Annotated in this window: 11 protein-coding genes and 4 tRNA genes; 9 read left to right on the top strand and 6 right to left on the bottom strand. The window is 43.5% G+C overall.

Annotated elements, in window-relative coordinates:
- Nucleotides 1–82: 82 nt before the first annotated feature.
- Nucleotides 83–4,282, top strand: coding sequence for a DNA-directed RNA polymerase subunit beta' (rpoC, locus tag L7A31_RS20780; protein WP_237363714.1), 4,200 nt, complete (start codon nt 83–85; stop codon nt 4,280–4,282).
- Nucleotides 4,283–4,380: 98 nt separating this feature from the next.
- Here rpoC and rsd read toward each other — a convergent pair whose 3' ends face one another.
- Nucleotides 4,381–4,869 (bottom strand): sigma D regulator, encoded by a 489-nt coding sequence (rsd, locus tag L7A31_RS20785; RefSeq protein WP_237363715.1) that lies wholly within the window; start codon nt 4,867–4,869, stop codon nt 4,381–4,383.
- A gap of 184 nt (nt 4,870–5,053) precedes the next feature.
- On the opposite strand from rsd, the gene nudC reads away from it, so the two are divergent.
- The 3 genes from nudC (at nt 5,054) to L7A31_RS20800 (ending at nt 7,935) form a co-directional block, all read left to right on the top strand.
- Nucleotides 5,054–5,869, top strand: a complete 816-nt coding sequence (nudC, locus tag L7A31_RS20790) for an NAD(+) diphosphatase (RefSeq protein ID WP_237363716.1) — start codon at nt 5,054–5,056, stop codon at nt 5,867–5,869.
- A 213-nt stretch (nt 5,870–6,082) separates the two neighbouring features.
- Nucleotides 6,083–7,150, top strand: coding sequence for a uroporphyrinogen decarboxylase (gene hemE, locus L7A31_RS20795; RefSeq protein WP_237363717.1), 1,068 nt, complete (start codon nt 6,083–6,085; stop codon nt 7,148–7,150).
- 113 nt (nt 7,151–7,263) lie between these two features.
- Entirely contained in the window at nt 7,264–7,935 is a 672-nt protein-coding gene (locus L7A31_RS20800) for a TetR/AcrR family transcriptional regulator (protein WP_237363718.1), read from the top strand.
- 11 nt (nt 7,936–7,946) lie between these two features.
- On the opposite strand, the gene L7A31_RS20805 is transcribed toward L7A31_RS20800, so the two are convergent.
- The 5 genes from L7A31_RS20805 to rsgA all read right to left on the bottom strand — a co-directional run bounded on the left by L7A31_RS20805 (nt 7,947) and on the right by rsgA (nt 13,996).
- Entirely contained in the window at nt 7,947–9,086 is a 1,140-nt protein-coding gene (locus L7A31_RS20805; RefSeq protein ID WP_435532918.1) for a murein hydrolase activator EnvC family protein, read from the bottom strand.
- Nucleotides 9,087–9,286: 200 nt separating this feature from the next.
- Nucleotides 9,287–10,819: a 2,3-bisphosphoglycerate-independent phosphoglycerate mutase gene (gene gpmM, locus L7A31_RS20810; protein WP_237363719.1), complete on the bottom strand. Its 1,533-nt coding sequence runs from the start codon at nt 10,817–10,819 to the stop codon at nt 9,287–9,289.
- Nucleotides 10,820–10,976: 157 nt separating this feature from the next.
- Complete coding sequence (locus L7A31_RS20815) at nt 10,977–11,864, bottom strand: DMT family transporter (protein ID WP_237363720.1); 888 nt, start codon at nt 11,862–11,864, stop codon at nt 10,977–10,979.
- A gap of 102 nt (nt 11,865–11,966) precedes the next feature.
- Nucleotides 11,967–12,833: an archaetidylserine decarboxylase gene (asd, locus tag L7A31_RS20820; protein WP_237363721.1), complete on the bottom strand. Its 867-nt coding sequence runs from the start codon at nt 12,831–12,833 to the stop codon at nt 11,967–11,969.
- A gap of 107 nt (nt 12,834–12,940) precedes the next feature.
- Entirely contained in the window at nt 12,941–13,996 is a 1,056-nt protein-coding gene (gene rsgA, locus L7A31_RS20825) for a small ribosomal subunit biogenesis GTPase RsgA (RefSeq protein ID WP_237363722.1), read from the bottom strand.
- Between the two features lie 174 nt (nt 13,997–14,170).
- On the opposite strand from rsgA, the gene orn reads away from it, so the two are divergent.
- The 5 genes from orn (at nt 14,171) to L7A31_RS20850 (ending at nt 15,335) form a co-directional block, all read left to right on the top strand.
- Entirely contained in the window at nt 14,171–14,716 is a 546-nt protein-coding gene (orn, locus tag L7A31_RS20830) for an oligoribonuclease (RefSeq protein ID WP_237363723.1), read from the top strand.
- A gap of 184 nt (nt 14,717–14,900) precedes the next feature.
- A tRNA-Gly gene (locus L7A31_RS20835) sits at nt 14,901–14,976 on the top strand.
- A 48-nt stretch (nt 14,977–15,024) separates the two neighbouring features.
- Nucleotides 15,025–15,101, top strand: a tRNA-Met gene (locus L7A31_RS20840).
- A 33-nt stretch (nt 15,102–15,134) separates the two neighbouring features.
- A tRNA-Gly gene (locus tag L7A31_RS20845) sits at nt 15,135–15,210 on the top strand.
- A 48-nt stretch (nt 15,211–15,258) separates the two neighbouring features.
- Nucleotides 15,259–15,335 (top strand) — tRNA-Met (locus L7A31_RS20850).
- The last annotated feature ends 30 nt before the right edge of the window (nt 15,336–15,365 follow it).

Consider the following 15,365-nt stretch of genomic DNA (forward strand, 5'->3'; position numbering starts at 1 on the left):
CCTTCTTTCTTTATTGAGAAAAGCGATTATCTGGTAGAAAGGCGCTCGCCGAGCGCCTTTTAACTCCTTACAGGAGCTGAATGTGAAAGACTTATTAAACTTTCTAAAAGCACAGCATAAGACCGAAGAATTTGATGCAATCAAAATCGGTCTTTCTTCACCTGACATGATCCGTTCATGGTCATTCGGTGAAGTGAAAAAACCTGAAACGATCAACTATCGTACGTTCAAGCCAGAGCGCGATGGTCTGTTCTGTGCGCGTATTTTCGGTCCAGTAAAAGACTACGAATGTCTTTGCGGAAAATACAAGCGTCTGAAACACCGTGGTGTTATCTGTGAGAAGTGTGGCGTTGAAGTTACACAAACTAAAGTTCGTCGTGACCGCATGGGCCACATCGAGCTAGCTTCTCCAGTAGCTCATATCTGGTTCCTAAAATCGCTACCGTCTCGTATCGGTCTATTAATGGATATCCCTCTACGTGATATCGAACGCGTACTTTACTTTGAAATGTACGTAGTGACTGAGCCAGGCATGACAGATCTAGAAAAAGGTCAAATGTTGACTGAAGAAGAGTATCTAGATCGTCTGGAAGAGTGGGGTGATGAATTCACTGCTAAGATGGGTGCGGAAGCAATCAAAGACTTGCTTTCAACAATGGACCTAAATCAAGAAGCAGAAGAAATGCGCGAAGAGCTAGAGTCTACAAGCTCTGAAACTAAGCGTAAGAAAATCACTAAGCGTCTGAAGCTAGTAGAAGCGTTTATTCAATCTGGTAACAACCCAGAGTGGATGATCCTAACGGTTCTACCTGTTCTGCCGCCAGATCTACGTCCATTGGTACCACTAGATGGTGGCCGTTTTGCGACGTCTGATCTTAACGACCTATACCGTCGTGTAATCAACCGTAACAACCGTTTGAAGCGTCTTCTAGAGCTAGCTGCTCCGGACATCATCGTACGTAACGAAAAGCGTATGTTGCAAGAGTCTGTTGATGCCCTTCTAGATAACGGCCGTCGCGGTCGTGCTATCACTGGTTCTAACAAGCGTCCTCTGAAATCTCTTGCTGATATGATCAAGGGTAAACAAGGGCGTTTCCGTCAGAACCTTCTTGGTAAGCGTGTTGACTACTCAGGCCGTTCTGTAATCACAGTAGGTCCATACCTTCGTCTACACCAGTGTGGTCTTCCTAAGAAGATGGCACTTGAGCTATTCAAACCATTTATCTACAGCAAGCTAGAAACTCGTGGCATGGCGACGACAATCAAAGCTGCGAAGAAAATGGTAGAGCGCGAAGAAGCGATCGTTTGGGATATCCTAGACGAAGTGATTCGTGAACACCCAGTACTATTGAACCGTGCACCAACACTTCACCGTCTTGGTATTCAGGCGTTCGAACCAGTACTAATCGAAGGTAAAGCGATTCAGCTACACCCACTTGTGTGTGCGGCGTATAACGCGGACTTCGATGGTGACCAAATGGCGGTTCACGTGCCTCTAACTCTAGAAGCACAGCTTGAAGCTCGTACACTGATGATGTCGACAAACAACATTCTGTCTCCAGCATCAGGTGATCCTATCATCGTACCTTCTCAGGACGTCGTATTGGGTCTGTACTACATGACTCGAGACAAGATCAACGTTAAAGGTGAAGGCATGTACCTTTCGGGCCCTGAAGAGGCAGAAAAGGCATACCGCACTAAGAGCGCTGAACTACACGCACGAGTAAAAGTACGTATCACTGAAACAGTTAAAGACGAAGATGGTATCAGTGTTACTGAAACCAAACTTGTCGATACGACTATCGGTCGTGCCATGCTATGGCAAATCGTACCATCAGGTCTTCCATTTGCTCTTGTAAACCAAAAGCTTGGTAAGAAGCAGATCTCTACCCTGTTGAACGAGGCATACCGTAAGCTTGGCCTGAAAGATACAGTTATCTTCGCTGACCAAATCATGTATACCGGTTTTGCTTATGCAGCACTATCTGGTGTATCTGTTGGTATCGACGATATGGTTGTACCTGCTGCGAAATACACTGAGATTTCAGAAGCTGAAGAAGAAGTTCGCGAAATTCAAGAACAGTTCCAATCTGGTCTTGTAACTGCGGGTGAGCGCTACAACAAAGTGATCGATATTTGGGCATCGACCAACGATCGCGTAGCGAAAGCGATGATGGACAACCTATCTTCTGAAACGGTTGTTAACCGTGACGGTGAAGATGAGCAACAAGAGTCGTTCAACAGCATCTATATGATGGCTGACTCGGGCGCTCGTGGTTCTGCTGCACAGATTCGTCAGCTAGCGGGTATGCGTGGTCTGATGGCTCGTCCAGATGGCTCAATCATCGAAACGCCTATCACAGCGAACTTTAAAGAAGGTCTAAACGTACTTCAGTACTTTATCTCAACCCACGGTGCTCGTAAGGGTCTAGCCGATACGGCACTTAAGACAGCGAACTCCGGTTACTTGACTCGTCGTCTAGTAGACGTTGCGCAAGACGTTGTGGTTACTGAACACGATTGTGGCACTCACGAAGGTGTCGATATGATGCCTCATATCGAAGGTGGCGACGTTAAAGTTCCACTGACTGAGCTTGCTCTAGGTCGTGTTGTTGCTGAAGACGTACTGAAGCCTGGTACAGACGAAGTTCTGATCCCACGTAATACTCTGATTGATGAGAAGTGGTGTCAGATTATGGAAGAGAACTCAGTAGACAGAATGCGAGTTCGTTCTGTTGTTACTTGTGACTCTGACTTCGGTTGTTGTGCTCAATGTTACGGTCGTGACCTTGCTCGTGGTCACCTTGTAAACCAAGGTGAAGCAGTAGGTGTTATCGCAGCACAGTCTATCGGTGAACCTGGTACACAGCTAACGATGCGTACGTTCCACATCGGTGGTGCAGCATCGACAGCAGCAGCTGAGAACAGCATCCAAGCTAAGACAACAGGTACTGTTAAGCTTCACAATGCTAAGTTTGTTATCAACAAAGATAAGAAACTGGTTATCACTTCTCGTGCGTCAGAAATGACTATCATCGATGAGTTTGGTCGTACCAAAGAGAAGCACAAACTTCCTTACGGCTCTATGCTAAGCAAAGGTGATAACGAGACAGTTGAAGCTGGTGAAACAGTAGCAAACTGGGAAGCGCACACTATGCCAATCATCACTGAAGTGGCAGGTCGCATCCAGTTTGTAGACATGATTGATGGCGTAACAGTTTCTCGTCAAACTGATGATCTTACTGGTCTATCTTCAAGTGAAGTAACAGAAGCAGCCGCTCGCCCAGCAGCAGGTAAAGATATGCGTCCAGCTATCAAACTTGTTGATGCGCAGGGTAAAGATGTAATGATCCCTGGTACAGATATGCCAGCTCACTACTTCCTACCAGGTAAAGCGATTGTTAACATCGAAGATGGTGCTGAAGTAGGCATTGGTGACACACTATCTCGTATCCCTCAGAAATCTGGCGGAAACAAAGATATCACCGGTGGTCTTCCTCGCGTTGCTGACCTATTTGAAGCTCGTAAACCTAAAGAGCCTGCAATTCTTGCTGAGCACACAGGTACGGTTTCATTTGGTAAAGAGACTAAAGGTAAGCGTCGTCTAGTTATCACTCGTGAGGGTGGAGATACTTATGAAGAAATGATTCCTAAGCATCGCCAGCTAAACGTGTTTGAAGGTGAGAAGATTGAACGTGGTGATGTAATCGCTGACGGTCCTGAGACTCCACATGACATCCTACGTCTACGTGGTATCCACGCTGTGACTCAGTACATCGCAAACGAAGTACAAGAAGTTTACCGCCTGCAAGGTGTTAAAATTAACGACAAGCACATCGAAACGATTGTTCGTCAAATGCTTCGTAAGTGTACGATTACACATGCTGGTGACTCAGAGTTCCTACCTGGTGAGCAAGTAGAATACTCTCAAGTTAAGATCGCAAACCGCGCACTTGAAGCAGAAGGCAAAGAGCTGGCTCGTTTCGAACGTGAGATCTTAGGTATTACTAAAGCGTCTCTTGCAACTGAATCGTTCATCTCAGCAGCGTCGTTCCAAGAAACTACTCGCGTACTAACTGAAGCTGCAGTTTCTGGTAAGCGTGATGATCTACGTGGCTTGAAAGAGAACGTAATTGTTGGTCGTTTGATTCCTGCAGGTACAGGTTTCGCATACCACCAAGATCGTCAAACTAAGCGTGAAGAGCCACAAGGTCCTTCCGCTGAGCAAGCTACTGACAATCTAGCGGCATTGCTAAACGCTGGTTTCTCTTCTGGAGAATAGGCGACATAGCTAAATGCACGAAAGGCACCCTAGGGTGCCTTTTCTTTTGCTTATTTATTATTCGGAGTTACTTAAATCTTTGAGTTCTAGGTTATCGTCTATGCGCCTGGTGGAACTGCGAGACTCTCGGCGATCAATTTGATCAGCTCATCTTCGACTTCAAAACGTGCTTCAATAATCTCACCCACCAACGATAAGTCGCTATCAAATGACTCTAAACCATCGTCTTGAGTGACAGAGGCATACTTATCGGTAAAGTCTAAAAGAGGCTCTGTCGTGAGCACTATTTTGCCATAAGCTTGGTTTATTTCATCTGTAGCTTCGAAGCCTGTCGCTTTCCACTTATCCATGACCATATCGTAGATTTTAAAGTGACCTTCAGAAATATAGTCGACGAGGTGTTGGCAAAATGATTGGAGGGAACTTGGAGTGGGAAGTGTCGTTACAGTGGGTTGGGCTGAACAGGGTTGCCCGGAGGCCAGTTGACAGTATTTTACGATGACTAATTGCCGAGTTTCTAGCCAGTGGTCTATGACTTCACTGGAGCCACCCCACTGTTCTTGTGTTTGTTTAAATTTGTTAAGCATGGCCTTGCCCTCTTGATCGGAGCATCATTCCTGTGTCCGTTAATTCTTGAAATATAAGAATTTAATAGTGTACAAACTCATGTTGTTACTTAAGTTTATAGCTCGAAATGTGATTCGATACAAACTCTGGTAAGAAATTAGATTGCCAGTAAAATGATTAAACTGCAAGCGAAGGGGAAAGTGTATGTTTAAAAAATATGACGCTGAGCGTGAAGCGTATTGGTGCGTTGTTTCAGGGAATGATATCTGGCTTGAAGATGACAAAATTCCCCTTGGCTCCGCGTCATCACTGAAGTTGCCCGTGTTAAGTGCAGTCTATATTGGCAAATATAGAGGGAAGCCATTTTATTGGTTGAATGACTCTGATTGTGAGCAAGTATTCGAGTTTGTCTCACTGCGCAGCTGCCTGCACTTTGAACAAGAACTTTTCTTACTAGTCAGTAAAGCAATTCAGTACAGTCATATGACACAAACAATGCGCTTTTGCCCGCAGTGTGGTGGCCGAAATAGTTTAAATCTCAACCATATGGCCATGCAATGCGGGGAGTGCCGTACGTTACACTACCCACGAATATTCCCATGTGTAATAGTCGCAATAAGAAGAGAAGATCAGATCTTATTGGCTCAACATGCTCGTCATCGAGATGGTATGTATACCGTTATTGCTGGGTTTCTAGAAGTTGGCGAAACATTAGAGCAGTGCGTTGAAAGAGAAGTGAAAGAGGAAACAGGGCTCTCTATCAAAAATATCCGCTATTTTGGCAGTCAGCCCTGGGCGTTTCCTTCCAGCATGATGATGGCTTTTTTTGCAGAGTATTGCTCTGGTAATATTACCCCCGACTATGCCGAGATAAATAACGCAGATTGGTTTAATATTGGTGATCTTCCAACCCTTGCTCCTAAAGGAACGATTGCTCGGGAGATGATTGAGACGATGGTGGAAGAGATTAATGGTCGGCAACAGAAAGAAAAAAACCCTCCGAGAGGAGGGGGTAAGTAAGATGTCGTTATGAGATGCTGAGTATTAAATACTCAGATTATTATTTTAGTTTTCGCTAGCAGCGCAATTTTTATCACTGTTGTTCTGCTCAGGCAATTTATGTCGATATTTTAAACTCTAGAACATGATCTAGGTAGCAAAGCCTAAATCTACGCCGACATATTCGGTGATAAAATGGCGACGAAAAACACTTCTGGATATTGGAAAAACACAATGACAAATTTAAAGAATGATCGTTATCTAAGAGCATTATTAAAACAGCCTGTCGATTACACCCCGGTATGGATGATGCGCCAAGCAGGTCGCTACTTACCTGAGTACAGAGAAACACGCGCAATAGCGGGTGATTTTATGTCATTGTGTAAAAATGCTGAGTTAGCTTCAGAGGTGACTTTACAGCCTTTAAAACGATTCCCACTTGATGCAGCAATTCTATTTTCGGATATCTTGACTATCCCTGATGCAATGGGATTAGGGCTGTATTTTGAAGCTGGTGAGGGGCCTAAGTTTCGTAATCCGATCACTTGCAAAGCAGACGTAGATAAAATCGGCATCCCTGATCCAGAGGGCGAGTTGCAGTATGTGATGAATGCGGTGCGTCAAATTCGTAAAGATCTGCAAGGTGAAGTTCCACTGATTGGCTTTTCCGGTAGCCCTTGGACACTTGCGACTTATATGGTTGAAGGTGGTAGTTCAAAAGCGTTTACCAAAATCAAGAAGATGATGTATGCAGAGCCTGCAACCCTTCATGCTCTTTTAGATAAGCTCGCAGATAGTGTCATTGATTACCTTAACGCGCAAATAAAAGCAGGCGCACAGGCTGTGATGGTATTTGATACTTGGGGTGGTGTGTTGACGCCTAGAGACTATCAAGAGTTCTCTTTGCAATATATGCACAAAATTGTCGATGGCCTAATTAGGCATAATGAAGATAGACAGGTGCCGGTAACGCTATTTACCAAAAATGGTGGTATGTGGCTTGAGAAAATTGCTGATACCGGTTGTGACGCTGTTGGGCTAGATTGGACTATTGATATTTCTAATGCTAAGGCGCGTGTTGGCGATAAAGTAGCTCTGCAGGGGAATATGGATCCTTCGATTCTTTACGCTCCAAAAGAGAGAATCCATCAAGAAGTTTCCACTATCTTAGAAGGGGTTGGACAAGGTAATACTGGCCACGTATTTAACCTTGGGCATGGTATACACCTTGATGTTCCGCCAGAAAACGCAGGTATTTTTGTGGATGCTGTTCACGAATTATCAAAACCTTATCACAAATAATTGATCTGTTGCTGAAAACAAGAACCCGTAACATATGAGCTCAAAAACGGCGCTGTACAAAGATTAATAATATTAATAAAGTTAATAATCTAGGGAAGGGAAGTTATCATTTCATGAAAACCAGAGATAAAATTGTACACGCCGCACTTGAGCTCTTTAATGAACATGGTGAACGCACTATTACAACGAATCACATTGCGGCTCATATTGATATAAGCCCAGGAAATCTCTATTACCACTTTAGAAATAAACAAGAAATTATACGAGAGATTTTCAAGGAGTATTCTACTGAGCTACTTGAGCGTTTTGCGCCTTTTGAAGGGAACACGGAAGGCTTAGCGTTATTAAAGCATTACCTAAGTTCTATTTTCTCGTTGATGTGGAAGTATCGCTTTTTCTACTCTAATTTGCCGGAAATTTTACAGCGAGATAGCCAGCTCCACAGTGATTACATTCAAGTTCAAGAAAAGCTTCAGCTGAATTTGGTCAATATTATTCAACTGTTTATTGACCTGCGTTTCTTATCTATCCAGAAGTCAGATATTGAAGCATTTGTCACTACACTACATATGATAGTTTGCGGTTGGCTTAGCTATCAGTCTGCAATGTCTCCACGAATTAAAGTCACCGAGCATGTGATTCATCAAGGAATGCTACACATGATTTGTATGGTTAAACCTAGAGCAACGGAGCTTGGTCAAAAGCAGCTTGAGCTTCTAGAGGAAGGCGTTACAGCTATGTATGAGCTGAATCAGCCAGCAATGCCAAACAGCATGTCAGCATAATGTTTCAATAACTACTTCGATAACCAAGCAAGCGGGTTTTGTGTTTTACTATTTTTACGAATCTCAAAGTAAAGCGAAGGCTGCGCTTGCCCACCAGTATCACCTGCCAATGCAATTGTTTCACCCGTGGTAACCTTATCCCCTTCTTTTTTCAGTAGTGTTTGGTTGAACCCATACAATGTCATATAACCTTTACCATGGTCTATGAGTACAACTAAACCGTAGCCTCGCAAATAGTCGGAAAAAACAATCGTCCCCGAGCTGACAGCCTTTACAGGCTCTCCATATTTCGCATTGATGACAATACCTTTCCATCTTGATAGGCCAGCTTGTGAAGCGCCGTAGCGATGCAATACACGACCTTTTAGCGGCCATGGCAGTCTGCCTTTTTTGCTGGCTAAGCCATTCATTGAAATCGTCGCTCGTCTCTCAGCTTTGGCTATTTCAGCTTTCAAACGAGTTTCGTTTCTTTGTAGTTCAGACAGGTACACCTTGTCGTTAGAGATATCTTTTTTTATCTTCTTCAGTGTTCCCTGGCGTTTGGATTGAGTCGACTTGAGTTTGGCAAGCTTATCGGTCTGCTTTTCGAGTAGTTGAGCGGTATTGTCTTTTTCAAGCTTGAGCTGCTGCTGACTGGTTTCCAAATCTTGCTTGGTATTTTCCAAATCAGTGATGGTCTGCGCACGCTGCTCCGCTAGGAATTGGAAGTATTGGCTCATGCGATCAGCTTCAGCATCATTATTGAATACAGATGAAGCGGCATCGGCCCGGTCAGTAATATAGTAGGTTTGAATAAGCTCTTTTAGTTTTTCACTCTGTTCACGTTTTTGACTTTCTAGCTGCTGAATTTTATTTTCCAGTTGACCAATTTTAGCGTTTGACTGGGCGAGTGAAGATTTGGTTTCACGGATCTCTTTTTCAAGTTTGCTAATTTGTAGCTCTTGTTGTTTTAAAGACTTCTGTAAGGTGCTAAATTTTTTCTTTTGCGAATTTAGAGAATGTTGCTGGCGAGATATTTCGTTTTTGACGCCGCTTAATTCTTTGCGCGATTCAGCATGAACCGTCACTACACATGATGAATAAACCATTGCAAAAGTAAAGAGTAAGCGAGACAAGCTTAAACCTAGTTTTCGCGAGGAGGGCAGTTTCATCATGGGTGGGGAGATCCGTTTTCTTATAATTTGTCGCTCAGTATAACTAAAGAAAATAGTGATAAGAAATAACAATGTAAAAACTTAAATGCCGGAAAGTATAGCTATCTCTAAAAGTGTGATTGATTTATATGACACAAAAAAGCCTTCTAATAAAAATACTAGAAGGCTTTTTCTTTAGACGATATTTTTGGTGAACGTTACTTAATAAGTATGTGACCAGTCATGTCGCTTGGGACTTCAATGCCAGCAAGATCAAGCATTGTAGGTGCTAGGTCGGATAGCTTACCATCTGACTTAAATTCAAACTTCTTGTCACCTACGTAAATAAGTGGAACTGGAAGGTTGGTGTGTGCAGTATGAGTACCACCTGTCTTAGGATCTACCATCATTTCTGCGTTACCGTGGTCAGCAGTGATCAGCATTTGGCCATCAACTTCATTGATAGCTTGAACCACTTTACCGATACATGCATCAAGAGCTTCGATTGCCTGCTCTGCTGCATTGTATACACCAGTGTGGCCAACCATATCCGCATTTGGATAGTTACAGATGATAGTGTCGTACTTACCAGACTTAATAGCAGCAACCAGTTTTTCAGTCAGCTCTGTAGAGCTCATCTCTGGTTGTAAGTCGTAAGTTGCTACTTTCGGAGAAGCAACAAGTTGACGTTCTTCACCTTCAAACTCGTTTTCAACGCCACCGTTGAAGAAGAAAGTCACGTGTGCATATTTTTCTGTTTCAGAAATACGTAACTGAGACTTACCTTGTTTAGATAGCCATTCACCGTAAGTGTTAGTTAGAGACTCAGCAGGGAAAGCAACAGATAGCGGAATATCTGCCGCGTACTGAGTTAGCATGACAAAGTTAACTTCAGGGAAAACTGCACGTTCAAAACCGTCGAATGAAGGTACGAAAGAACGAGTGATTTGGCGAGCACGGTCAGCGCGGTAGTTCATAAAGATAACAGCGTCGCCGTCTTTAATGCTTGCGTCAGATTGACCTTCTGCTTTGATTGCTGTTGCTTTTACAAATTCGTCATTTTCTTCACGAGAGTATGCAGCTTCTAAACCAGCTACCGCTGAGTCAAAAGTATACTCTGCTTTTGATTGAGTAAGCAGGTCATAAGCAACTTGTACGCGATCCCAGTTATTGTCACGGTCCATTGCATAGTAACGACCGATTAAAGAAGCGATGCGACCTTTACCAAGTTTTTCAAATAGCGCGTCAAAGCGTTTCAGCGAGTTTTCTGCACTGCGTGGTGGTGTATCACGACCATCTAGGAAGCAGTGTAGGTAGATTTCTTTCGCGCCACGTTCTGCTGCCATTTCAACAGCGGCATAAATGTGGTCTTCATGCGAGTGTACGCCACCTGGAGACATTAGGCCCATAAGGTGAACAGCTTTGCCTGCGCTGATAGCGCTGTCCATTGCTTTTACAAGCGCAGGGTTGTCAAGAAACTCTTTGTCAGCGATAGACTTAGTGATACGAGTCAGATCTTGATAGACAATTCTGCCTGCACCGATGTTAGTGTGGCCAACTTCAGAGTTACCCATTTGACCATCAGGAAGACCTACGTCCATGCCAGATGCTGAGATTAGAGTGTTTGGGTAAGTCGCAACCAGCTCATCCATGGTAGGAGTCTTCGCGTTATTGATTGCATTGCTGGAATTGTCTTCACGGTGACCCCACCCGTCAAGAATGACTAGAGCTAATGGCTTCTTAGCTGACATAGATTTTACCTCGTCAAAAATTCAAAGGAACTTGGAAAAACAAATTAGCGTAATTTTACTACAGTTTAAAGCGATAACTGTAGGTAAAGATCAATGAATTTCCCATTTAATGGCAAAATTATGGATTTAGCATAGAAGTCTGTAACTAAATTAGCTCTTAAGTAACAAGAATTCCTGTTCCTATAACAGCAAGTATTGCGCCTATCCAAGCGTAAATATTTGGGCGCTGTTTAGTGTAAATCCAAAGTAGAGGAAGCAGCATTATCGGTGTCGTAGATGAGAGCAGCGCGACCAATCCAACGTTACCATCTTGCAGAGCATAAAGGATCAAAGTCATGCCGAGCGCCATAGAGAGCAGGCCATTTAACGCGGTGATTGAAAATATCTTTCTGTTCATTGGCTGGGTGGCTTTCGCAACTCTTGCACCTGAGACTCTGAAAACTAAGTGAGCGGAGAAGCCAGCAATCATCCTGATAGCAGAGGCAGTAATTGGATCTATTGATGTTTGCATGACTGGTTTAGCAATGATTCCACCAAGAGACTGGCACAGTGCAGCTGTTAGCCCAAGAGTAATGCCTATCCAAATGTTTCCTTTTAGGGTCTCTAGCTGGTTGCTGTTTCGACTTTTCCTTCCAAAAAATATCGCGCACACGACCCCACTAAAGACCAGAGTAAAGCCGATAAATTGGAGTAAACTTAACTGCTCGCTGAATAGGAAGTACCCAAGTACAGTCGAAAAAACAGAGTGACAAGCAAAGAGCAAACCTGATTGCCTAGGCCCCATCATGTTTAAGCAAGCAAACAAAGTGCTGTCACCGATAAAAATGCCGACAATACCGGAAAGAATCATAGGCAGTAGCATACTGGAGTTAACGCTAGCCCAGCCTCCGGAATAGAGAGAAACAATCGACAATACCACGGCGGTTAAACCAATTCGCCAGCGGCTATAAGAAAAGGTACCTAGGTGTTGGGCAGGTTTAACGGAAAGCAACCCGGCGATTGCCCATAGAAAAGCAGCCGCGAGGGCGAGCCATTCAAAGCTCATAATAAATTCACTTAGTAAGAAGTTTGTAGAATAAAAAAACGAGGCTTATGTGATAAGCCTCGCTAATATACCAGAGAAATGGTTTAGGGAGTTAGAAGGATATTAGTTGTCCGCTTTGATATGAGCGAACTCTGTCCCCATTCTTGTTGGAACTTCATTTTGGACAGAGTTATCAAACTCGATTGCATCTTTCGCGAATAAGTTAATAACGGTTGAGCCAAGTTTGAATCGTCCCATCTCTTCGCCTTTCTTAAGAGTCACAGAGTTGTGCCCTTCACTAGGGTATTCCCAACGATAGACAGTATTTCCTCTAGGTGGTGTTACTGTGCCAGCCCAAACCAGCTCAATGCTACCCACAATCGTTGCACCGACAAGAACTTGAGCCAATGGACCAAACTCAGTATCAAAGATACATACGACTCGTTCGTTACGAGCAAACAAGTTTGGGACATTTTCTGCTGTTAATGGGTTTACTGAGAATAGATCCCCAGGGACATAAATCATTTGTCGTAGAGTACCATCACACGGCATATGTACACGGTGATAGTCACGTGGTGATAGATACAAGGTTGCAAAACTTCCATCATCGAACTCTTCTGCGAGCTTGTTATCTCCGCCTAGTAGTTCCTGAGCACTAAAGTAGTGTCCTTTAGCTTGAATGAGTTGGCCGTCCTCGATATCACCAAACTGACTAACGCAAGCATCCGCTGGGTGGGTGATTACAGAGTTCTCTTCTACAATTGGGCGAGCACCAGGCTTCAACTCACGGACAAAAAACTCATTGAACGTTTTGAAATAGCTAGGATCAGAATGCAGTGCTTCATCCATATTCACGTTGTACTGTTTTATAAAAAGCTTAATCACTGAAGTGGTTAGCTTTCCCGCTTTTGCGGAGGCAAGCTTGCCTACTAAGCGAGTTAAACCATGTTGCGGAATCCAATGCTGCAAAGCAACTTTAATCTTATCCATTACGATAATTTCCAATAACTATAAATATTTGGGGGCTGGTGCCGAATGTTATGCAAAGCTGCGCTAAATGTCAGCTTTTTCTGTTTGCGTCTCTGATGTTTTACGACTTATAAGTCGGCTTTCTTTCTATGCGAATACTGCCTGTTGGCTTTGTTTTCACTCATGCTTTCTAGAATACGATGATAGTTCTCAAAGCGACTTTCACTGATTTCTCCATCTTCTAGAGCTTCGCGTATTTGGCAACCAGGGTCGTCAAAATGTTTGCAGTCACGAAACTTGCAGCCACCGATATAAGGCTGAAATTCAACAAAAGCCTTGGTCACTTCGTCAGGTGTTAGGTGCCATAAGCCAAACTCGCGTACTCCCGGCGAGTCAATTAAATCACCACCTGTAGGGATATGATACAAGCGAGCCGCGGTGGTTGTATGTTGGCCTAAACCAGAATTCTCAGAAACAGCACCTTCTTCAATATCAAGGCCCGGCATTAGAGCATTTACTAAACTGGATTTACCTACACCGGATTGACCAACGAATATGTTTATCTTTTGCGACAGTTCTTTTTCTAGCAGATCGATGCCTTCACCACTTTCCTTGCTGACAAACAAAACTTTGTAGCCAATATCTTGGTAAATACTTAAGTGATCTGCAAAAAAGTCACGTTGCTCTTGGTCAAGTAGATCAATTTTATTGAGAACAATTAATGGAGAGATAGACAGAGTTTCCGAAGCCACTAAATAACGGTCGATGATATTAAGTGATAATTCGGGTAAAACAGAAGCAACGATCACCATTTGTTCGACATTGGCAGCGACGGGTTTGAGGCCATCGTAGTAGTCAGGTCTAGTTAACACAGAGCTTCTTGGCTCAACAGCTTCGACGACACCAGATATTCCAGCCATTTGTTCGACTCCAGGTCTCCAAATAACCTTATCTCCAGATACAAGAGTTTCGATTCCACGTCTTAAGTTGCAGCGATGTATCGTGCCTGACTCTAAATCTTCGATGTCAGCATGCTGGCCAAAACGTGTTATCACCAAACCACTTTGAGTCGCACCGAGCATGGATTCATCCCATTGAACGGTGTCTGACTCTTGCAAGCGCTTTTTCTGGTTGTGACGAACTCGTCGAACTTGACCTTTGGTTAGCTTTTTCTTTTTTGCCACAATTTTCTACTTACTGTTTATCTCTTGGTTACTGATCGCTTTTACACCTAATGGTGTTTTTGAGATAACTTCGGCGATATTTGCCTGATCATGTTTATAGATTCTAAGCTATCTAGGGGATCTTATTTTGGGTATAGTACCCTTTTTATAGACAAACAAATAGGCACATCATCTATGTCCTTTAGCGATCAGAACTTAATTTGGATCGATCTTGAGATGACTGGCTTAAATCCAGAAACGCATAAAATTATCGAGATCGCCACTATCGTGACAGATAAAGAGCTAAATATTTTGGCCGAAGGGCCTGTGTTAGCAATACATCAGGACGAAAAAGAACTGGATAAAATGGATGATTGGTGTACAAGAACACACACCGGAAGCGGCTTGGTTGATCGCGTCAGAGCCAGTAAAGTATCTACCCAACAAGCCATGCAAGAGACTTTAGAGTTTCTTGAAAAATGGGTACCGCAAGGTAAATCACCAATTTGTGGAAACAGTGTAGGGCAAGATAGAAAGTTTTTGCTTAAGCACATGCCAGAGCTAGATAGTTATTTTCACTATCGAGTGATTGATGTAAGTACCATTAAAGAGCTGACACGCCGCTGGAAAGCCGACGTAGTTGATGGGTTTTCCAAGCAAGGAACTCATTTAGCTCTAGATGATATTCGCGAATCTATTGCTGAATTGAGCTATTACCGTAAGACTATCTTTACCATCTAAGTGCCCACCAGCTTGTTTTTATTAATTTAATTATTACCAACAAGCGAATATTTGCACAAAATAACGAACTTTTGCCTGATTTTTAATCATTCGATAAAAAAATCAATTTTTTTTCTCAGAAGGGCTTGCATCAAAAGAAAATGCTCTTATAATTCGCAGCCCTAAACGACGGAAACGTTGTTAAGCGACACTAGCTCAGTTGGTAGAGCGCAACCTTGCCAAGGTTGAGGTCACGAGTTCGAACCTCGTGTGTCGCTCCAAATTTTAAGTACTAAAAAGTACACTCATCGCTAAGCGATGAAATCGGACGCGGGGTGGAGCAGCTTGGTAGCTCGTCGGGCTCATAACCCGAAGGTCGTCGGTTCAAATCCGGCCCCCGCAACCACATTTAGTTTTTCGGCTAATGCCGGGAAACCATGCGACACTAGCTCAGTTGGTAGAGCGCAACCTTGCCAAGGTTGAGGTCACGAGTTCGAACCTCGTGTGTCGCTCCAAATTTTAAGTACTGAAAAGTACATTCATCGCTAAGCGATGAAATCGGACGCGGGATGGAGCAGCTTGGTAGCTCGTCGGGCTCATAACCCGAAGGTCGTCGGTTCAAATCCGGCTCCCGCAACCACATTTAGTTCTTCGGCTAATGCCGGGAAAC

It is taken from the genome of Vibrio marisflavi CECT 7928 (assembly GCF_921294215.1).
Lineage (GTDB): Bacteria > Pseudomonadota > Gammaproteobacteria > Enterobacterales > Vibrionaceae > Vibrio > Vibrio marisflavi.